This is a genomic window from Sphingomonas sp. HT-1, assembly GCF_048568905.1.
Lineage (GTDB): Bacteria > Pseudomonadota > Alphaproteobacteria > Sphingomonadales > Sphingomonadaceae > Sphingomonas.
Map to the genome: position 1 here is coordinate 3,484,174 of NZ_CP183770.1, position 18,597 is coordinate 3,502,770.

At 66.3% G+C, this 18,597-nt stretch carries 23 protein-coding genes; 7 read left to right on the forward strand and 16 right to left on the reverse strand.

The features are described from left to right. Positions 1 to 9: 9 nt before the first annotated feature. On the reverse strand, positions 10 to 495 hold the full coding sequence (gene accB, locus ACNFJ7_RS16450) for an acetyl-CoA carboxylase biotin carboxyl carrier protein (protein WP_019368431.1): 486 nt from the start codon (positions 493 to 495) through the stop codon (positions 10 to 12). Between the two features lie 44 nt (positions 496 to 539). Beyond that, entirely contained in the window at positions 540 to 974 is a 435-nt protein-coding gene (aroQ, locus tag ACNFJ7_RS16455; protein ID WP_019368432.1) for a type II 3-dehydroquinate dehydratase, read from the reverse strand. 79 nt (positions 975 to 1,053) lie between these two features. Here aroQ and thiS point away from each other — a divergent pair, with 79 nt between their 5' ends. The 3 genes from thiS (at position 1,054) to ACNFJ7_RS16470 (ending at position 3,090) form a co-directional block, all read left to right on the forward strand. Then, entirely contained in the window at positions 1,054 to 2,058 is a 1,005-nt protein-coding gene (thiS, locus tag ACNFJ7_RS16460; RefSeq protein WP_019368433.1) for a sulfur carrier protein ThiS, read from the forward strand. Continuing rightward, a complete protein-coding gene (locus ACNFJ7_RS16465) occupies positions 2,058 to 2,828 on the forward strand; it encodes an alpha/beta hydrolase (RefSeq protein ID WP_019368434.1) in 771 nt (256 codons plus the stop codon). The genes thiS and ACNFJ7_RS16465 overlap by 1 nt, the downstream gene beginning before the upstream one ends. 91 nt (positions 2,829 to 2,919) lie before the next feature. Further along, positions 2,920 to 3,090 carry a CsbD family protein gene (locus ACNFJ7_RS16470; protein WP_019368435.1) on the forward strand — a complete coding sequence of 57 codons (171 nt, stop codon included), beginning with the start codon at positions 2,920 to 2,922 and terminating at the stop codon, positions 3,088 to 3,090. A 108-nt stretch (positions 3,091 to 3,198) separates the two neighbouring features. On the opposite strand, the gene ACNFJ7_RS16475 is transcribed toward ACNFJ7_RS16470, so the two are convergent. Genes ACNFJ7_RS16475 through ACNFJ7_RS16490 form a run of 4 tightly spaced genes read right to left on the reverse strand, consistent with a single transcriptional unit; the run spans position 3,199 to position 6,471 of the window. Next, complete coding sequence (locus tag ACNFJ7_RS16475; RefSeq protein WP_236704382.1) at positions 3,199 to 3,444, reverse strand: hypothetical protein; 246 nt, start codon at positions 3,442 to 3,444, stop codon at positions 3,199 to 3,201. A gap of 54 nt (positions 3,445 to 3,498) precedes the next feature. Further along, positions 3,499 to 5,154, reverse strand: coding sequence for a thiamine pyrophosphate-binding protein (locus ACNFJ7_RS16480; protein ID WP_019368437.1), 1,656 nt, complete (start codon positions 5,152 to 5,154; stop codon positions 3,499 to 3,501). Between the two features lie 40 nt (positions 5,155 to 5,194). Then, positions 5,195 to 6,076, reverse strand: a complete 882-nt coding sequence (locus ACNFJ7_RS16485; RefSeq protein ID WP_019368438.1) for a glycoside hydrolase family 25 protein — start codon at positions 6,074 to 6,076, stop codon at positions 5,195 to 5,197. Further along, a complete protein-coding gene (locus tag ACNFJ7_RS16490; RefSeq protein WP_156804355.1) occupies positions 6,076 to 6,471 on the reverse strand; it encodes a hypothetical protein in 396 nt (131 codons plus the stop codon). Before ACNFJ7_RS16490 ends, ACNFJ7_RS16485 begins: the two co-directional genes overlap by 1 nt. A 329-nt stretch (positions 6,472 to 6,800) precedes the next feature. Between ACNFJ7_RS16490 and ACNFJ7_RS16495 the strand changes: the two genes are divergently transcribed. The 4 genes from ACNFJ7_RS16495 to ACNFJ7_RS16510 all read left to right on the forward strand — a co-directional run bounded on the left by ACNFJ7_RS16495 (position 6,801) and on the right by ACNFJ7_RS16510 (position 9,751). Continuing rightward, positions 6,801 to 7,508 carry a CoA transferase subunit A gene (locus ACNFJ7_RS16495; protein ID WP_019368440.1) on the forward strand — a complete coding sequence of 236 codons (708 nt, stop codon included), beginning with the start codon at positions 6,801 to 6,803 and terminating at the stop codon, positions 7,506 to 7,508. Continuing rightward, on the forward strand, positions 7,505 to 8,380 hold the full coding sequence (locus tag ACNFJ7_RS16500) for an HAD family acid phosphatase (RefSeq protein WP_019368441.1): 876 nt from the start codon (positions 7,505 to 7,507) through the stop codon (positions 8,378 to 8,380). Before ACNFJ7_RS16495 ends, ACNFJ7_RS16500 begins: the two co-directional genes overlap by 4 nt. Beyond that, entirely contained in the window at positions 8,380 to 9,030 is a 651-nt protein-coding gene (locus tag ACNFJ7_RS16505) for a 3-oxoacid CoA-transferase subunit B (protein ID WP_019368442.1), read from the forward strand. Before ACNFJ7_RS16500 ends, ACNFJ7_RS16505 begins: the two co-directional genes overlap by 1 nt. A 91-nt stretch (positions 9,031 to 9,121) precedes the next feature. Next, the gene (locus tag ACNFJ7_RS16510; RefSeq protein WP_019368443.1) at positions 9,122 to 9,751 is read left to right on the forward strand and encodes a TetR/AcrR family transcriptional regulator; all 630 of its coding nucleotides are present in this window, start codon (positions 9,122 to 9,124) and stop codon (positions 9,749 to 9,751) included. Between the two features lie 74 nt (positions 9,752 to 9,825). On the opposite strand, the gene ACNFJ7_RS16515 is transcribed toward ACNFJ7_RS16510, so the two are convergent. From ACNFJ7_RS16515 to ACNFJ7_RS16560, 10 genes are all read right to left on the reverse strand, one after another. Continuing rightward, entirely contained in the window at positions 9,826 to 10,719 is an 894-nt protein-coding gene (locus ACNFJ7_RS16515) for an SMP-30/gluconolactonase/LRE family protein (protein WP_019368444.1), read from the reverse strand. 1 nt (position 10,720) lies between these two features. Beyond that, positions 10,721 to 11,518 (reverse strand): SDR family NAD(P)-dependent oxidoreductase, encoded by a 798-nt coding sequence (locus tag ACNFJ7_RS16520; RefSeq protein WP_019368445.1) that lies wholly within the window; start codon positions 11,516 to 11,518, stop codon positions 10,721 to 10,723. 8 nt (positions 11,519 to 11,526) lie between these two features. Next, positions 11,527 to 12,639, reverse strand: a complete 1,113-nt coding sequence (locus ACNFJ7_RS16525) for a fumarylacetoacetate hydrolase family protein (protein WP_019368446.1) — start codon at positions 12,637 to 12,639, stop codon at positions 11,527 to 11,529. 118 nt (positions 12,640 to 12,757) lie between these two features. After that, a complete protein-coding gene (locus tag ACNFJ7_RS16530) occupies positions 12,758 to 13,414 on the reverse strand; it encodes a dTMP kinase (RefSeq protein ID WP_019368447.1) in 657 nt (218 codons plus the stop codon). Between the two features lie 52 nt (positions 13,415 to 13,466). After that, positions 13,467 to 13,979: a hypothetical protein gene (locus ACNFJ7_RS16535; RefSeq protein WP_019368448.1), complete on the reverse strand. Its 513-nt coding sequence runs from the start codon at positions 13,977 to 13,979 to the stop codon at positions 13,467 to 13,469. A gap of 59 nt (positions 13,980 to 14,038) precedes the next feature. Next, positions 14,039 to 15,094, reverse strand: coding sequence for a sigma factor-like helix-turn-helix DNA-binding protein (locus tag ACNFJ7_RS16540; protein ID WP_019368449.1), 1,056 nt, complete (start codon positions 15,092 to 15,094; stop codon positions 14,039 to 14,041). A 238-nt stretch (positions 15,095 to 15,332) separates the two neighbouring features. Then, positions 15,333 to 16,364 (reverse strand): hypothetical protein, encoded by a 1,032-nt coding sequence (locus ACNFJ7_RS16545; RefSeq protein ID WP_019368450.1) that lies wholly within the window; start codon positions 16,362 to 16,364, stop codon positions 15,333 to 15,335. Then, entirely contained in the window at positions 16,361 to 16,792 is a 432-nt protein-coding gene (locus ACNFJ7_RS16550) for a hypothetical protein (protein ID WP_019368451.1), read from the reverse strand. The genes ACNFJ7_RS16545 and ACNFJ7_RS16550 overlap by 4 nt, the downstream gene beginning before the upstream one ends. Further along, the gene (gene fliI / locus ACNFJ7_RS16555) at positions 16,789 to 18,150 is read right to left on the reverse strand and encodes a flagellar protein export ATPase FliI (protein ID WP_019368452.1); all 1,362 of its coding nucleotides are present in this window, start codon (positions 18,148 to 18,150) and stop codon (positions 16,789 to 16,791) included. The genes ACNFJ7_RS16550 and fliI overlap by 4 nt, the downstream gene beginning before the upstream one ends. Before the next feature lie 13 nt (positions 18,151 to 18,163). Further along, positions 18,164 to 18,562 carry a flagellar biosynthesis repressor FlbT gene (locus tag ACNFJ7_RS16560; protein WP_019368453.1) on the reverse strand — a complete coding sequence of 133 codons (399 nt, stop codon included), beginning with the start codon at positions 18,560 to 18,562 and terminating at the stop codon, positions 18,164 to 18,166. Between the last annotated feature and the right edge of the window lie 35 nt (positions 18,563 to 18,597).

Sequence of the window (18,597 nt, forward strand, 5' to 3'; positions counted from 1 at the left end):
GCCGTTCCGTTACTCGACCACGACGAGCGGCTGGTCGAACTCGACCGGCTGGCCGTTCTCGACCAGGATAGCCTTGACCGTGCCGGCGGTGGGCGCCTGGATCGGGTTCATCACCTTCATCGCCTCGATGATCAGCAGCGTGTCGCCCGCGGCGACCTGCTGGCCAACGGTGACAAAGGTCTTCGCTTCCGGATTGGGCTTCAGATAGGCGGTGCCGACCATCGGCGACTTGACCGCGTTGGCGGCCGGCTGTGGCGCGGCGACGATCTCGGCCGGGGCAGCGGCTGCGGCCGGCGCGGCGGCGAGCATCGGCGCAGGCTGCGCCGCATACTGGACCGGCGCAGACGCCGCCGTCACCTTGCGGGCGACCCGGACGCGGCGTTCGCCGTCTTCGACTTCGATTTCGGTCAGCTGGGTGTCATCGAGCACGGCGGCGAGCTGGCGGACCAGCTCGATGTCGACCATCATTGCACCCGATTTGGATTCTTCGGCCATACGACCCTTCTTTTGAAATTCGGTAAATGAAACGGCGCCCTCTGTCAGAGACGCGCGGCTGCTTCAAGCGCGAGCATATAGGAGTTTGCACCAAACCCGGCCACTGTGCCTTTCGCAGCACGGCCGACGAAGCTCGTGTGGCGGAAGGATTCACGAGCGTGCGGATTGGAGAGGTGCACTTCGATCACCGGCGTTCGGATGCTCTTGATCGCATCGTGTAGCGCGACCGAGGTGTGGGTGTAGCCGCCCGGATTGAGGAGGACGGCGCGGGCGCCATCGGCCTGTGCCTCGTGCAGCCAGTCGATCAGATGGCCCTCGTGGTTCGATTGGCGCATCTCGATCTCCAGGCCAAGCTCGCGGGCGCGGTCCTCCAGCATGCCAGCAATGTCGTCCAGCGTGTCCGACCCATAGATTTCCGGCTCGCGCAGGCCCAGCAAATTCAGGTTGGGACCGTTCAAGACGAAGATCGTATCGGCCAAAGCAGGCGCCTTTCGGTTGCGGGCAGGATGCGGTCCTCCCTATATGAGCCGGCGTCTCCGATCAAATCCAAGGCTCTTCATGCATAGCGACGGCACCGTCTCCATCCGCGTCAACGGCGAACACAAGCGCATCACCGCCGGGCTTACGCTCGCGCAGCTGGCCGAGGAGCTGGGGTTGGTGCCCGAAAAGCTCGCGGTGGAACGCAATCTAGAGGTGGTGCCGCGCTCGACGCTGTCCCAGGTGATCGTCGAAGATGGAGACGAGCTGGAAATCGTGCATTTCGTGGGTGGCGGCGACCATGCCGGCCCGCTGGCGGACGACAGCTGGACGGTGGCGGGCAAGACCTTCCGCTCGCGCCTCATCGTCGGCACCGGCAAGTATAAGGATTTCGAGCAGAACGCGGCCGCCGTGGCCGCCTCGGGCGCCGAGATCGTCACCGTCGCGGTGCGCCGGGTGAACGTGAGCGACCCCAAGGCGCCGATGCTCACCGACTATATCGATCCGAAGAAGATCACCTATCTTCCCAACACCGCGGGCTGCTTCGATGCCGAATCGGCGATCCGAACGCTGCGGCTGGCGCGCGAGGCGGGCGGCTGGGAGCTGGTGAAGCTGGAAGTGCTGGGCGAGGCGCGTACGCTCTACCCGGACATGGTCGAGACGCTGCGCGCGACCGAGGTGCTGGCCAAGGAAGGCTTCAAGCCGATGGTCTACTGCGTCGACGATCCCATCGCCGCCAAGCGGCTGGAGGATGCCGGCGCCGTCGCAATCATGCCGCTCGGCGCACCGATCGGATCGGGCCTCGGCATTCAGAACCAGGTGACGATCCGGCTGATCGTCGAGGGCGCCAAGGTGCCGGTGCTGGTGGATGCCGGCGTCGGCTCGGCATCGGACGCGGCGGTGGCGATGGAGCTGGGCTGCGACGGCGTGCTGATGAATACCGCGATCGCCGAGGCCAAGGACCCGATCCTGATGGCGGCGGCGATGAAGGCGGCGGTGGAGGCCGGGCGGCTTTCCTATCGCGCAGGCCGCATGGCGAAGCGCCGCTATGCCGATCCGTCGAGCCCGCTGGCGGGGCTCATCTGATGCGCGCGGCTGGACTGGCGGTGCTGGCGCTGGTCGCGGTGGCGGGCTGCCATCCCCGGCCGCAGTCCGACCCCGTCGTCAACGAAGGCCCGATCTCGGCCGAGCCGGTGACGCTGACCGCCGCCGACGGGGTGAAGATCGCCGGCGTCTATACCCGCGCAGCAAAGCCCAAGGCGCTGCTCCTGCTGTTCCACCAGGACAAGTCAGGCAAGGACGAATATGCGCTGCTCGCGCCCCAGCTGGCGCAGGCCGGCTATTCCTCGCTGCGAATCGATCAGCGCGCAGGCGGCGATCTGTACGGCGTGAACGAAACGGTGAAGGCGCGCGGCCATTCGGCCAGCTATGCGGAGGCGCAGCAGGACCTCGATGCCGCCTTTGCATGGGCGCAGCAGCAGAAGATGCCGATCGTGCTGTGGGGCAGCAGCTATTCAGCGGCCTTGGTCTTCCCGCTCGCAGCCGCGCATCCCGGCGCAGTGAAGGCGCTGCTCGCCTTTTCGCCTGCGGAGTATCTTGACGACAAGGGTGCGGTGGCGCGCGCAGCGAAGCAGGTCACCGTGCCGATCTTCGTCACTTCCTCCCAGGATGGGCATGAAGTGGATGCCGCGCGGACGATCCTCGCCGCGTCGCCGGCAACCCAGAAGACGCAGTTCGTGCCGAAGCTGGGCGGTGTGCATGGCAGCTCGACACTGTTGCGGACCAAGAACCCGCAAGGCGCGCTGGAAGCATGGCGCGCAACCATGGCGTTTCTCGACGAGGCGACGCGCGGCTGAGCGGGAACCGGTTCAGCCCGATGCACGTTATTTCAGGCAAGTCGCAGGTGTCGTGTTGTGTGGCACCCGACCTTAGCCAGGAGTATCGATCATGGGCGAGCTGACCGACAAGATCAAAGGCAATCTCAATGAGCTGGCCGGCAAGGTGAAGCAGCAGAGCGGCAACCCCGAAACGCGCGACGAAGGCGCGGCGCAGGAAGCCAAGGGCAAGGCCCAGCAGTTCGGCGGCAAGGTGAAGGGCGCCCTCGGCGACGACATCTGAGCCGTTTGAGAGACCGGACATTTGGACGGGTCGTGCCGAAAGGCGCGGCCCGTTCGCGGTTTTGGGGCCTTGAATCCTCGTCCAGCGAAGAGGGGCTGAAGAAGCCGATCAGTCTGGCACGTAGAACGCCCATAGATCGGGCTCGACCTGCGCGGCGGCGAATCGCACCGGGGCCGTTGCCGGGCCGATTTCGCAGATCATGAACGAGAACATGTCGCTGGTATGCAGCGGATGGGGCAGGCGCACCGTCTTCTTGTCGATCCAGCGCCATTCCCGCTGCCAGACCGGCTGACCGTTGATTCGGGCGCGATCCCCCCGCTTGCCGAGATGCGCCGTACGCCACCGATCAACCATCTGCTGTACCATGTGCCCAATGTAAGCAGAGGCGGTTAATGGGTTCCTATCCTTTCAGCGATTCCGCAGCTTCTGGACGGTGGTGGCGGGGCTGATAAATTCGATATCCGTCTTGCAATGCAACAGCTTGAGGCCGGGCCGGGCCAACGCTTCAGCCAGCGCGGGAGCGAAGGCTTCGGTAGTGTCGACGCTGGTGGCCCATCCCCCATAGGCGCGCGCCAGGGCGGCGAAATCGGGATTGTGCAGGGTGGTGCCGGAAAGGCGCGCCGGGAACTCACGCTCCTGGTGCATCCGGATGGTGCCATAGGCGCCGTTATCCACCACGATCACCAGCAGATCGCAGCCATATTGCACGGCGGTGGCCAGTTCCTGGCCATTCATCAGGAAATCGCCGTCACCCGCCAACGCTATGACGCGACGTTCCGGAAAGCGGCGCGCGGCGGCGACGGCGGCGGGCACGCCATAGCCCATCGCACCGGCAGTGGGGGCGAGCTGGCTCGGCTGCGGAGCGTAGTGCCAGTAGCGATGCCACCAGCCCGAGAAGTTGCCCGCGCCGTTGCAGATGATTGTGTCCGCCGGCAGCGCAGTGCGCATGGCGGCAACACATTGGCCCAGGTCCAGCGCCACGCCCTCGCGGGGCTGCGGTGTCGACCATTCCAGCCATTCGGCGTGCGCGGCGGCACCGTCGAAGCGAGGCAAGCCCGCCGCTTCGACCATCGCGGCCGCGGCAACGGCGAATTCGAAAGGCCGGGCGCAGATCGGCAGATCGACGCGATAGACGCGGTGGAACTCGCCGGGATCGGGATGGACATGGACCAGCATCTGGCCCGGATGATCCGGCGTGATCAGGCTGTAGCCATCGGTCGTCGCCTCACCGAGTCGCGCACCGACGACGAGCAGCAGATCCGCCGCCCGGATCCGTTCGACCAGCCTGGGGCTTGGGCCATAGCCGAGGTTCCCCGCCCATATCGGCGAGGTGTTGTCGATCGCATCCTGCCGCCGGAACGCGCAGGCCACTGGGAGGTCGATCGTTTCCGCGAAGCGGGCGAAGTCCTCGGCCGTGTCCGAATCCCAACCGCCGCCGCCCACGATCGCGATCGGTCGCTCGGCGCCGCGCAGCAATTCGAACAGCTGATCGAGGTCGAACGGGTCGGCCGCCTGGATCGGCTCGGCGACGGCGGGGCGATCGACAGCCTCAACGACGTCCAGGAGCATGTCCTCCGGGAGCGCGATCACCACCGGCCCCGGCCGGCCCGAGGTCGCGACGTTCCAGGCGCGTGCCACATATTCGGGGATGCGCCGCGCATCCTCGATACGCGTCGCCCATTTGGCGAGCGGCGCGAACATTGCCGGCAGATCGACTTCCTGAAACCCCTCGCGGTCGCGCATGCCTCGGTCGACATCGCCCACGAACAGCAGCATCGGCTGCGAATCCTGCAGTGCGACATGCACGCCGATGCTGGCATTGGTGGCGCCTGGTCCGCGCGTCACGAAGCACACGCCCGGCCGCCCGGTCATCGCCCCGTCCGCGCAAGCCATGAACGCGGCGCCGCCTTCCTGCCGGCACGTGACGACATCGATGTCGGGCGTGTCGTGCAGCGCATCGAGCACGGCGAGAAAGCTCTCGCCCGGTACCTGGAAGATCCGGTCGCAGCCCTGCGCCACCAGATTGTCGACGAGGATGCGGCCCCCGGTGCGTTTTGCGGTCATGCCGCCATGGTAGGCGCGCGGGGGCCGCCAAGTCGAGCGTTCAGCTTGCCCATTCGGCGGCGAGCTGTTCCGCGCTGCCGGCATAATGGTTGCGATCGACGCCGCCGGCCGCGTCACCGGGAATACCGGGCACCTGCGTAGGACCGTCCGAATATTGCCACAGCCAATAGCTGTTCCAGCTGCGCTGGACGACGGCCGTCCCCGAATATTGCGCCAGCCACAGCCGGTGCGCGCCGAAGAACGGATCGACCTGATTGCCGAGCTGCTCCTTGATCAGGTGCCCCGAATACAACACTGCGCGGCGGCCGAGCTTGTCGTAGATCCGCTCGAGAAATTCGCGGGCGCCGTCCAGCGTCATCTGGTTGTTCGGGCTCGGTTCGTAGTCCAGCGCGATCAGCGTGCGGTCGTCGGGCTTGGCCCAGGCAAGCAGATTCTCCACCTGCGCCGCCGGGGGCAGGGCGGTGCCCCAATGATAGGCGCCCCATAGCAGCCCCGCTTTGGTGGCGGCCGCACGGCGATCGTCGTAGAGTTCGTCGCGGCCGCTGGTGCCGGTCGTCGCCTTGTGGATGATGCCGAGCACGCCGGCCGCGCGCGCTGCAGCGAAATCGGTGACGCTGTTGCGATGGTAGAGATCGACCACCGCCGGAATGCGTGGCAGCCCGGCGGCCGCCACAGGGGCAGCCGGTGCCGGTTGCAACGCGCCGCACCCGCCGCTCCACACGAAGTTCTGCTCGGCGGTGCCGTACCACAGCGCATTGCCCTGCACCGGATCGCCCACCGCCACGCTCGTAACGGCGATGGTGGTGCCTGGCGCCAGCTTGCGAACGACCGGCGCGCTCGTCCGTGGCGCCCCGGAGCGGAGATTGACCAGCGTGGTCGTGCGCACCGTCCCGCTGATCGGCGTCGTACCTGCCCCCGCCATCAGCCGACCGCTCCATCCGCGGCAGTTGCTGGCACGGACGTCGGGGTGGGTGTGCCGTTGCCCTCTTTCGGTGCGAAGCGGGACATAAACCCTTCGATGAAGTCCGCTCCGGCATAGCCGGCGGCGGCAAGCGTGAAGATCTGCTCGGCCGAAATCTGCGCAAGGTTCTGGATCAGCTGCGCCGCGGCGAGCGCTCCCGCGATGAAGCCGATCAGCAGCGACACGATCAGCTGCGATGGCACGATCATCTCCGCCAGCGTGGCGTTCGAGGTCGAAGCCTGATCGTTGAGTTTCTTCATTCCGACGATCACACGAATCGCCTGACCCATGGCCCCGGCAAGCCCGCCGAGCACGAGTAGTTGAATCCAAGCCATTGCCCCCATCTTACCCTCCATCGTTCAGGATTGAAGCCAGTCAAGCCAAGATAATATTGGCACAGAGTGCTTCCAGAGGCGAGTCGGAACTATATCGGGCCGGTGAAACATAAATATAGATGCAGATGGTGTGGTAGGAAATACTATGTCCTATCGTGCAGGGATGTAATGGCTTCGTCTGTTGCAAGGTACGAAAATGGAGCGTGCTGTGCCTGCAGGACGTCCTGTTCCGAACGGCGCGACGGCAGGGTCGCGACGCCCGCGCCAAAGTTGAAAGCCGGTTCAGGTTCGCTTGACCGGGCCGCCCCGCCGGTATTATCGCCGCCGCAATCAGATGGAGGGAATCGTCGATGGACAAGCTCTACCCCAACGCGAACGCAGCGCTGGAAGGGCTGCTGTTCGACGGGATGATGATCTGCGCGGGCGGTTTCGGCCTGTGCGGCATCCCCGAGCGGCTGATCGACGCGATCCAGGCTTCGGGCGTCAAGGATCTCACCATCGCCTCCAACAATGCCGGCATCGACAACGAGGGCCTGGGCAAGCTGCTGCGCAGCCGTCAGGTGAAGAAGATGATCTCTTCGTACGTCGGCGAGAACAAGGAATTCGAGCGGCAGTATCTCTCCGGCGAGCTCGAGGTGGAGTTCTGCCCGCAGGGCACGCTGGCCGAGCGTTGCCGCGCCGGCGGCGCGGGCATCCCCGGCTTCTATACCAAGACCGGCGTCGGCACGAAGGTGGCTGAGGGCAAGGAAGTGAAGGTGTTCGACGGCGAGGAATATATCCTCGAGCGCGGCATTCGCGCCGACATCTCGATCATCAAGGGCTGGAAGGCCGACGAGGCGGGCAACCTGATCTTCCGAAAGACGGCGCGCAACTTCAACCAGCCGATGGCCACCGCCAGCCACCTCTGCATCGCGGAGGTGGAGGAAGTGGTACCGGTCGGCAGCCTCGATCCAGACCAGATCCACCTTCCGGGCATCTATGTGAAGCGGATGATCGTCGGCGCGCCGTACGACAAGAAGATCGAATTCCGCACCGTGCGCTCGCGCGAGGCGGTATGATCCGGGCAGGGCTGCTGCTGGCGGCCGGCTTGGCACTTTCGGGCTGCGTCGTCGACACGACGGTAATGCAGGCGCCGCCTGCACCCGTCGCCGCGCCTGGTGCCGTGCCCGCGGGCATGCAGTATCTCTACGGCTCTGGCGAGGCGGCGGCGCTCAGCGTGCAGGCGTATAACGCGCTGGTGGACAGCGTGCGCACCCGCATGGCCAAGGGTGTCTCCACCTCGGCGGTTCTCGCACCCGGTGCGACGCTGGCTGCACCGCGCTTCGAATCCTGCGGCGACAAGCCCCCGGCAGCGGTGTTCGACGTAGACGAGACGATGGTGCTCAACCTGGGCTATGAAGGCGACGATGCGCAGCGCACCGGCGGCTGGGATTCTGCCCGCTGGGATCGCTGGGAGAAGACCGGCGCCAGCAAGGTCGCGGCAGTGCCGGGCGCGATCGAGGCGGTGCGGGCGCTGCGGGCGATGGGCGTTGCGGTGATCTTCAACACCAATCGCGCCGCCGCAAACGCCGCCGAGACGGAAGCGGCGATCGCCTTTGCCGGCATCGGCCCCGCCAAGCACGGCGAAACGCTGTTTCTGAAGGGCGATGTCGACGGCAAATCCGCCAAGGACGGCCGCCGCGCCGCCATCGCACAGCGATGGTGCGTGGTGGCGATGGGCGGTGATCAGCTGGGCGACTTCACCGATCTGTTCGCACCGCTCCGCCCGCCCGAACGCCGCACTGCCGCCGCCGGACCGGCGATCGGGGCAATGTGGGGCCGCAGCTGGTTCGTGCTGCCCAATCCCGTGTACGGAACCGGGCTCGGTTCCACCTATGACCAAACCTTCCCGCCGGCGACACGCTGGGCGGACCCGCAGGAGAAGCGATAATGGCCTGGACCCGCGACGAAATGGCGGCGCGTGCCGCGCAGGAGCTGCAGGACGGCTTCTACGTCAATCTGGGCATCGGCATTCCTACGCTGGTGGCGAACCACATCCCCGCGGGCGTGGAAGTGACGCTCCAGTCCGAGAACGGCATGCTCGGCATCGGCCCGTTCCCGCTAGAAGGCGACGAGGATCCCGACCTGATCAACGCAGGCAAGCAGACGATCAGCGAACTGCCCAGCTCGGTCTATTTCAGCTCGTCGGACAGCTTCGCGATGATCCGCGGCGGGCATATCGACCTGACCGTGCTCGGCGCAATGGAAGTGAGCCAGGGGGGCGACATCGCCAACTGGATGATCCCCGGCAAGATGATCAAGGGGATGGGCGGGGCAATGGACCTGGTTGCCGGCGTCAAGAAGATCATCGTCGTGATGGAACACAACGCCAAGGACGGCAGCCCCAAATTCATTCCCGAATGCACGCTGCCGCTGACCGGCAAGAACGTGGTGGACATGATCATCACGGATCTCGCCGTGTTCAGCCGTGCCGATCATGCTTCGCCGTTTAGGCTGATCGAGCTGGCACCCGGCGTGACGGCCGAGGAAGTGGCGGCCAAGACCACCGCCAGCTACGACGTAGCACTGGCGACGGCGTGATCCTGCGCCCCCTCCGGACCGATCCGGAGGTGGCGCGTGTCACTATCCAGTGATAGTTAACGCCTTCCTGTGAGTTGGGGGAAGGGAAGGCGTGGACACCGAGGCACCGGCGAAGCGGCCGCGCAACGCGGCGAGCACGCGTGCGACGATCCTGGCGGCCGCCAAGGCGCTGCTGGCGGAGAAGGGGTTCGCCGGTTGGGGGGTGAACGCCATCGCCCGCGCGGCCGGATACGACAAACAGCTGATCTATCGCTATTTCGGCGGCATGGATGGGCTGGCGGAGGCCATTGCCGAGGATGTTTCCACCTGGATGCAATCCGCGCTCGCGCAACCCGATCACCGCACGCCGCCTGCCGACTATGCCGAACTGATGGCGCGGGTCGCGGTGGCGCTGCTTGATGCGCTGCGCAGCGATCCGCTGGCGCAGAAGATCCTGGCTTGGGAACTCTCCGCCTCGTCGAAGCTCGCCACGGCCTTTTCGGAGGCGCGCGGCAAGGCGCTTAGTGCATGGATCGCGCGTGAGCGGGGCACGTTGCAGCGGCCGTCGGGGATCGATGCGCCGATGCTCAACGCACTGCTGATCGCGGCCATCCAGCAACTGGTGCTGTCCGGTGCCGCGAGCGGGCGCTTCCTGGGGCTGGACCTGACGGGGGATGCGGGCTGGGAACGGGTGCGCAGCGGCATCGCAGGGCTGACGCGGGCAATGTACCGCCAGGGCTGACGTTGTTGGCCGCTGCCTACCCCTCCCGCGAGCGGGAGGGGGTGAAAAGGGCGGGCACGCCGCTGGGCGCTTCCTTATGCTCCGACCCGGATCATCGATCCCGGTTGGCCGGCGACCGTCACGCGGAAGCTGAACAGGTCGCCCGAAGTCGGACGGGCGGCCTTGTCCTCGGCGGACAGGTGCTTGTTCGCGGTGGTGGCATACACCGTCTTCAGGTCCGGGCCGCCAAACGCGATCTTGGTGATGGCATCGACGGGGAAGGGGACGGTCTCGACCAACGCGCCCGCCGGCGAATAGCGGCGAACCTCTGAGCCTGCATAGAGGCTCACCCACACATAGCCTTCGCTGTCGACGCAAGGACCATCCGGGAAGCCCTCGCCCTCGGCGATGCGGACGAATTCGCGGCGGTTGACCAGCGCGCCCTCGGCGTCGATGTCGCAGGCATAGACCACCGCCCCCAACGTATCGACATGGTAGAGCGTCTTGCCGTCCGGCGATACCGCAGGGCCGTTGGTGATCGAGACCTTCGGGCTGGAAGGCACACAGCTACCGTCTGCGGCGAGGCGATAGATGGTGCCGGTTGCTGCGCTCTCGCCATCATCCATCGTGCCGAACCACATCCGGCCTTCCGGATCGACGGTGCCGTCGTTCAGCCGGTTGCCGGGCAGATCGGGCTCGGGATCGATCAGCGGGGTAAAGCTGCCATCGGCCGGATCGAACTTGGCGAGACCGGTCTGCAGGCCGGCCACGAAGCCGCCACTGGCGGCCGGGAGCGCAAAGCCCACCTGGGCCGGCGCGTCCCAGCTCTGCTTGTCGCCGGTGGCGGGATCATAGCGGTGGATCTTGTGGCTCTTGATATCGACGAACCACAGCGCGGCGTCGCGCTCCACCCAGACCGGGCCTTCGAGAAGCGGGGCGCTGAGCCCCCACACGCTCTCCGGCGCCGAAACCACCACCTTGTCGGTCATCTTATCTCCAGCCTGCATCCACGAAGAATTCATGGCTCGTTATCAGGCGTGCATCGTCCGATGCAAGGAACAGCGCCGCCGCTGCGATATCATCGGGCACCAGGCGGCCGGGCAGGCACTGCGCCTTGACGATCTCGGCCTCGCCCTCGGGCGTGTACCACTTCATCTGGCGCGGCGTCTTGACGTTGCCGGGGACGATGCAGACCGAGCGGATGCCGTCCGGGCCCAGCTCGCGCGCCAGGCTGCGGGTGAGGCCTTCGATTGCTGCCTTGGCGGTCTGGTAGAGGGTCAACTCCTCGAGTGCCAGGTGCCAGGAGATCGAGCCGAGGTTGATGATCACGCCGGCGCGCTTCGCCTTCATCGCCGGGATCACCGCCTGCGCCATGAAGAACTGGTGGCGCAGGTTCACGTTCATGCGGTTGTCCCAGTACTCCGGGGTCACCTGCTCGATCGTGTGGCGGTCGTCATTCGCGGCGTTGTTCAGCAGTACGTCGAACGCGCCCTCGGCGTCGATCAGCGCCTGAACCTGCGCCTGTGCGGCGCGGATGTCGGTGAGGTCGACCTTGTAGAAGCGCGGCGCGATTGCCGCGCCCGACAGGCTGGCGACCAGCGCCTGCGAGTCCTCCTCGGCGATGTCGAAGAAGGTCACGTCCGCGCCTTGGCGGACGAACCCTTCGACCAGCCCGGCACCGATGCCCGAACCACCCCCGGTGATCAGGACCCGCTTGCCCTTGAGGCTCGGATAGACGGCACGCTCAGCGGCCGGAATCGGGCCCTGCTGGAGATCGGCTTCGGACATGGACTACCTTACGAGTTCGAGAGAAGGCCGCGCGCGGCGAGATTGCGCATCAGGTCGCGGATGCCGAACGTCCAGGGCGCGGCGGCCTTCGACGTGGTGACGCGGTTGACGAGCGTGCCGAGCTTCGGCGTGGAGATGCGGACGATATCGCCCGGCTTGTGCGTGAAGCCGCGGCCGGGATGGTCGCGATCCTGCACGGGCGCGAACAACGTGCCGAGGAACAGCGCGAAGCCGTCCGGATACTGGTGCTCGCTCAGCGTCTGGCGGACGAGTTCGGTGGGATCGCGGCTGATCTCGCTCATCTTGTTCGTGCCCGAAAGGCGATAGCCCTCCGGCCCGTCGATGGTGAGATCGACCACGGCGCTGCGCACATCGTCCATCGTGAAGCTGGCATCGAACAGGCGGATGAAGGGGCCGATCGCGGTGGAGGCGTTGTTGTCTTTTGCCTTGCCGAGCAGCAGCGCGCTGCGGCCCTCGAAGTCGCGCAGATTGACGTCGTTGCCGAGGGTTGCCCCCTTTATGGTGCCGTTGCGGTCGACGACGAGCACCACTTCCGGCTCGGGATTGTTCCAGTCGCTGTCGGAACGGATGCCGATATCGGCGCCCCAACCCATCGCCGAAAGCACCGGCGCCTTGGTGAATACTTCCGCATCCGGGCCGATCGCGACCTCGAGGTACTGCGACCACATGCCGGCATCGATCAGCGCGGCCTTCAGGCTGGCGGCTTCGGGCGTGCCGGGGACAACCGAGCGGATGCCCGAACCGACCTTGGCTTCCAGATCGCCGCGAATCTCGGCAGCCTTGTCGGCATCGCCGCGAGCGCGTTCTTCGATCACCCGCTCGAGCGCGGAAACGGCGAAGGTGACGCCGGCCGCCTTGACGCACTGCAGGTCGACGGGCGCAAGAATCTGCGGCGCCGAATCGGTGCCGAGCGCATCGACGCTGCACAGCACCTCGCCGGTAAGGGTGGCGATATCGTCGCGTTCGAGCAGGTCGGCGACGGTCGGCGCGGTCGCCGATACGTCAATCACGTCCCCGTTGCGGAGGAGAACTGGGCTGGGACCGGCCGGCGTAAGAACACGACCGACCAAGATTGCCTGCGTATGATCGGCAGGCAGCATTGCTGAAGACGCTTCCAAGACCCTCACCCTTAGCTGATTTCAAATTGTGATAGCGCTACCATTGCCGCTCCACGAACGCAAATGTCAAGCGTCGGCATTAGCGCACGCGTTCTAAGTTTCAAATATGAGAGAGGATTTCTTCCACGATTGCTTCCGGAGCCCGCATCGCACCGTTTTCGCTCGCATGGACGATGCGCCACGGGCCCAGAAGATCGGCGGCGACAATCGCCTCGTAATTGCCGCGTACGCGCTGCTGCAGGGCGATATCCGCCTCATATTCGTCGAAGCTGCGATCGGTATAGCTGCGCTGCGCCTTTTGCAGGATCAGTTCGCGGGCGAGATCCCACGGCGTATCCAGATAGAGCGACAGGCGTGGACGAGGCAGGGCGAACTGGCCGATTTCGAGCGCAAGGATCCAGTCCATCAGCGCCCGGCCATCGTCGCCGCCGAGCTTGGCGCCCTGATACGCCATGTTCGACGCGACATAGCGATCGAGCACTACCACGTCATGCTCCGCCTGCGCCTGGAGCAGCGCATCCCGCCATTCGAGTCGATCAAGGGCATAAAGCACGGCGGCCGCCTTGGGGCTGACGGGTACCTCGAGCTCCCCGGCGAGCATCCGGCCGATGGTCACCCCGGCGACGGTTTCGCCATAGCGCGGAAAGCCGAGTACGGTGGCAGTGCGCCCGCGTGCGTTCAGCGCGGCGCACAGCCCGCGCGCCGCCGTATTCTTGCCTACGCCGTCGGCGCCTTCGATCGCGATCAGATCACCCATGGCCGCGCCATAGCATGGCGGCGCGGCTTGTCACGGCTTCAGCCGCATCCGATCAATGGCGCGAGGGGGCGACCGAGGGGGTGCAGAGCAAGGCGCACGGCCCGCGCGGCGCCAGCGCAACGATGGCGGTCAGCGGCGCTTCGCCGCTGGCGTGCGCCATCAGCCAGCCCGCCTGGGCAACGGCCGGGCGCGCGGGAGAGAAGGCGACGCCGGTGCCGTCCGTGATTATCCCGAGCCGGCGCGGCGGAGTTGGCCAGCGCCCGGCGAGATAGGTGAGACACGCGGCGGCCGCATCCTGCAGGATGCCCTCGTCGCTGTCTTCGGGACAGAAGGCTTCGGGCGTGGCCTCGATCTCCGCGATCACGCGAAAGTCGTCGCCCCGCCACCAGATCATCCGCAGCGAGCCGGCATCGTTCTGCTCCAGCCCCAGGAACAGCTTGCTGCCGTCCGGCAGCAGCGGCCGCGCGCAGCGCGCTACTTCTTCCGCCAGTTCGGTAAGCTTGTAATTCGCCCGCGGAAGCAGGTGCTGGGCGGCGAGATCATTGGCACGCGAATCATGGGACATCGAACCGTTCCGGGGAAGAGCTGTTCTTCCATTATAGAACGATCCTGCCCGATGCGGGATCAGTGCAGCGCGGCGCTGCTCGGTGCGGCGGTCGCAGCCAATGAGATGGCTTCCACGGTCTCGCGGGTCGCTTCTGCGGCAACGACGGTGGCGACGCTGGCCGGGTCGATCGCGCGAACGCTGGACAGCAGATTGTGCGGCTGGCTGGGGTCCGGCAGGATCGGCGCTGCGTTGCGTGCAGCGGCCGGCTGGCGGCGCTTGGCGGTGGCGGGAGTGCCATATTCGGCCATGACCGAGAAGCGGGGATCGGCGGCAGCGATTTCGGCGATCACCTTGGCGGCGCGCTTGGTGATCTGGCGGACGCGCTCCTTGGTGACGCCGGTTTCGAGCGACAGATCGTCCAGCGTCGCGGTCTGGAACACGCGGCGGGCGACGATCTCGCGATCACGCTCCAGCTTGGCTTCCAGCTTTTCCAGCTCGACCGGGTCGATGCCATGGGTAGCGTGGCGGAGGCGCGGCCCTTCGCGGCGCAGCGCTGCTTCTTCCCGCTTCGGGCGAGGGCGGCGGCGAAGCTGCTCCATGCCGACCTTGCGGAGATGATCGACATAGGCGTCGATCAGCGAGGCGATCGCGCCATCGGCGAGGTAATCGGAGGCGGCGCTTTCGGTGCGGAACAGCGCATCTTCGTCTTCGATCATCGCTTCGGGCGACAGTTCCTCGCCATCGGCCGAGGTGCCGAGCGCGGTGAGCGAAACGGTGGTGGCTTCGACCTTCTTCGCCGAGGGGCGCTGATCGGTCATCAGACGGAAGCGCAGGCTCTGCAGCTCGCCGCGGATCTGCCAGTTCACGAAGGTGGTGAACTGGGCCTTTTCGGGCTCATAGGCCTGGATGGCGCGGTGCACCGCGATGGCGCAGCACTGCTCGGCATCGTCCCAGTGGGCGGTCAGGCCATATTGGCGGATGAAGTGGCGGATACGGGGTGCGATCAGCTTCAGGATGCGAGCGAAAGCACGATCGATTTCGGCGCGCTGGCGGTTGGTCTGCGTACCGTCCTTGGGCGAATTCTCGATAACGGTGGCAACGGCTGCCTCGAGAGCGATCGTGATCTTCGACATCTAACTTCCCCTGATTCGAGCCGGCGGGTCCGATTGTTTCGGCGCCGTCGACAGGGGCAGATTTGGGCTGAATAACTTAAAACACTGCTAACCCGGGGCTTAGGTAGAATCCCGAAAAGCCATTTCGGTTATTATAGGCGCGACGATTCGCGTGAAGGGACAAGTCATTGAAAAAAATATGGTTAATTCGTCGAAACGACGACCGTTAACGCGCTCGGCGCGCGTGTATCCCCGTGGTTTAAAGGGAGAATTTTTCCGGCTGGATGCGGCGATCGATGAAGCCGAGTAACCATTCGCGGTGCGCACTTTTCGCATCGCCGGCACTGGCAATGCGCTGATCGGCGGCCGCGCCGCCAATCTGGGCGGCCAGCAACTGGCGGGCCCGTGCGGGCGCGATTTCGCCGGCCAGGAAGCGCCGGGCATCCGCCAGCCCCAGATGGTGGCCAAGATAAGCGGCCTTGGCCAAGGTTTCCGAATCGGCGCGTACCTTGAGACCGGCCGATTCGAGCTGGCGCAGATTGCTGCACGCCATGTCGGCGACGCTCATGATCGACGCTTGCGGATCATAGCGAAGCGCCAACACTTCGCCCCGCCGAGCCGGATCGACTTTGCCCGATCCCGTAAGCCAACCGCGTTGTTGCGCTACCTGGTTGAGCCAGGTGCCGGGCTGTTCGGCGAGCGTCTGCCAGGTGCCGCTGAGGAACTGGCCGAGCCCGGCGGCGCTGGAGCGTGGGTTGCGCGACAGCGGATTCCAGCTGCCGTCTCCGCCCTTTGCCGCTTCGGCATCGATGATCGCGGCGATAGCCGATGCGGGGATGCCGCTGCGCGCGCCGGCTTCGGCCAGCGTGGCATGGTATCGGGCGTTCGGGCCTAGCGCGAGCGGCGTGTTGTCGCCGGTCGCGTTGGTTTCGAACGGTGGCGGAGATGGACGCGAACTTGCCGCTGCCGGCGCGGGTGCGGCTCCCAGCGCCTTGGCGATCACGCCGGGTTCGCCTTCGCGATCTTCGCCACCGCGGTGGCAATCGCAGTCGCAGCGGCAGTTGCACTTGCCGCGCGCCGTTTGCGGCACCTGCGTGCCGAGCATTTCGAGCAGCGAATCCATCGACATGCCGGCCCCACCCAGCGGCATTCCGCTCTTGTTCGGATCGCGCTCGCCATCGCCGATCGCCGCCCGCCACAGTCGGTTGGAAAGCTCCGACTGCGCCTGTGCATAGATGACGTTGGCGCGCTGCGCAGGGGTCAGCGCGGCTAGATCGGGTCGCTGAATCATCCGGCCTTCACCAACATGCGCTTGCGCTCGCGCAAGAAGCGCGCCGCCGCGATATCGTCGATTGCCGCCTGTTCGGCGGCTTCCAGCGCACGCGCCTGTTCGTCGCGATAGCGCTCGGCGGCGATTTCGATCGCCCGCAGCCGGCCAAAGGCTTCCAGCGCCTGCGCGCGCAGTTGCACCAGCCGGCCCCGTGCCGCTTCGGCCTCGGCGGCCAGGCGGGCGAGTTCGCGCTTGGCCAGTGCCAGCCAGGCATCCGAATCGAACGGCAACGCATGGGCGAGCACGCGCTCTTCGCGGGTGCGGCCCTGCAGCGCGCTCGCCTCCTCCTCCAGCGACGCGACGCGCTCGACGGCGGCGGCGATCGCCACCTTCACCGCGTCCACTTCGCGCTGCTGCATCCGCAGGGCGGTGTCATAGGGCGTCTTCATGCGGCGAGGCCTACGGTGTGGTCGCCGTCGCTGGCCTGCTCGCCGCTGAGGATCGCCGCGAGTTCGGCGAAGGCGGCATCGGCATGGCCGTGATCGTTCTTGCCCTGGTTGAGCAACGCTTCGATTTGCGGCGCAAGCGCCACGGCACGATCCACTTCGGGCGACGATCCGGCCTTGTAGGCGCCGAGCCGCACCATTTCTTCCATATCGGCATAGGTGGACAGCAGCGTCCGCGCGGCGACCCGCGTGGCGTTCTGCTCGTCGTCCATGCAGTGGGGCAGGGTACGCGATACCGATTTCAGCACGTCGATCGCAGGGTAGCGGCCGCGCTCGGCGATGGCACGACGCATCACGACGTGACCGTCCAGGATGCCGCGCACCGCGTCGGCCACGGGTTCGTTATGGTCGTCGCCGTCCACCAGAACGGTGAACAGGCCGGTAATCATGCCCGATCCTGGCGCACCGGGGCCGGCTCTCTCAAGCAGGCGCGGCAGTTCTGCGAACACGGTGGGGGTATAGCCCTTGGTGGCAGGCGGCTCGCCGGAGGCAAGGCCGATCTCGCGCTGCGCCATGGCAAAGCGCGTGACCGAATCCATCAGGCACAGCACGTTCAGCCCCTGGTCACGGAAATGTTCTGCGATGGCGAGCGTCGTCCAGGCGGCCTGGCGTCGCATCAGCGCGGGTTCGTCGGAAGTAGCGACGACCACCACCGATCGCGCCATGCCCTCCGGGCCCAGATCGTCTTCGATGAATTCCTGCACTTCGCGGCCGCGTTCGCCGATCAGGCCGATCACCGCGACGTCGCATTGGGTCCATCGCGCGAGCATCGAGAGAAGGACGGACTTGCCGACGCCGGAGCCGGCGAACAGGCCCAGCCTCTGGCCACGGCACAACGGCACGAACAGATCCAGCGTGCGCACGCCGGTTTCGATGCGCTCGGCGACGCGGGTACGGCTGGCCGCCGCCGGAGGGGCGGCCTTGATCGGCTGGGGATCGGCACCGCGCGGCAGCGGGCCCAGCCCGTCGACGGGTCGGCCGAGGCCGTCCACCATCCGGCCCAGCCAGCCGGCCGAGGGCCGAACGGTGAACTGGCCAGCCCCCAGCTCGGCGATCGCGCCCAGGCCAACGCCCTGTGGATCGACGAAGGGCAGGCACAGCGCGACACCGCGATCCAGTGCGGTGACTTCGGCTTCCACCTTGCCGGTCGGAGACTGGATTTCGACGCGGCTGCCGATCTGGGCAACACCCGCCAAGCCTTCCACTTCGATCAGTGCGCCGCGCACGGCAACCACGCGCCCGAAGCGACGGTCGGGGACCATCTCTCGGATCGCACGGGCTGCGCTGGCGAGCGTCTGCATCGCGGCTTCGCCTTCAGGCGGCCTGCGGCGCGGAGGAACCCAGCGCGTCTTCGATGGCGATCAGGTCGCGCGCGACGCTGAGCGACTTGTAATAATCGCCTTGCGCAATGTCGTGCGCGAAGCGGATGCAGAGGTCGCGGCCTTCTGCCGTGTCGATCGTGGCGATCAGCAGGCTGAGCAGCTGCACCACGGCGTCGTGGTGCGCGTCGCGCCCGGCCGGATCGATATAGGCGAGCATCGCAGCGAAATAGAGCTGGCGGGCAGCGGTGGTCGCTTCTTCCGGCCGCATCACTTCGCGGCCGCGCAGAATGGAAACCTGGTTTTCGACGGCGATCTGCGTCCGCCCAACCGCGCGCAGCACCGCGCCGTTGACGATCGCTTTCTCGCCGTCGCGGAGCGTGATGCGGAGCATGGCACGGGCCTTTCGATAAGCGTTTCTAAATTTAT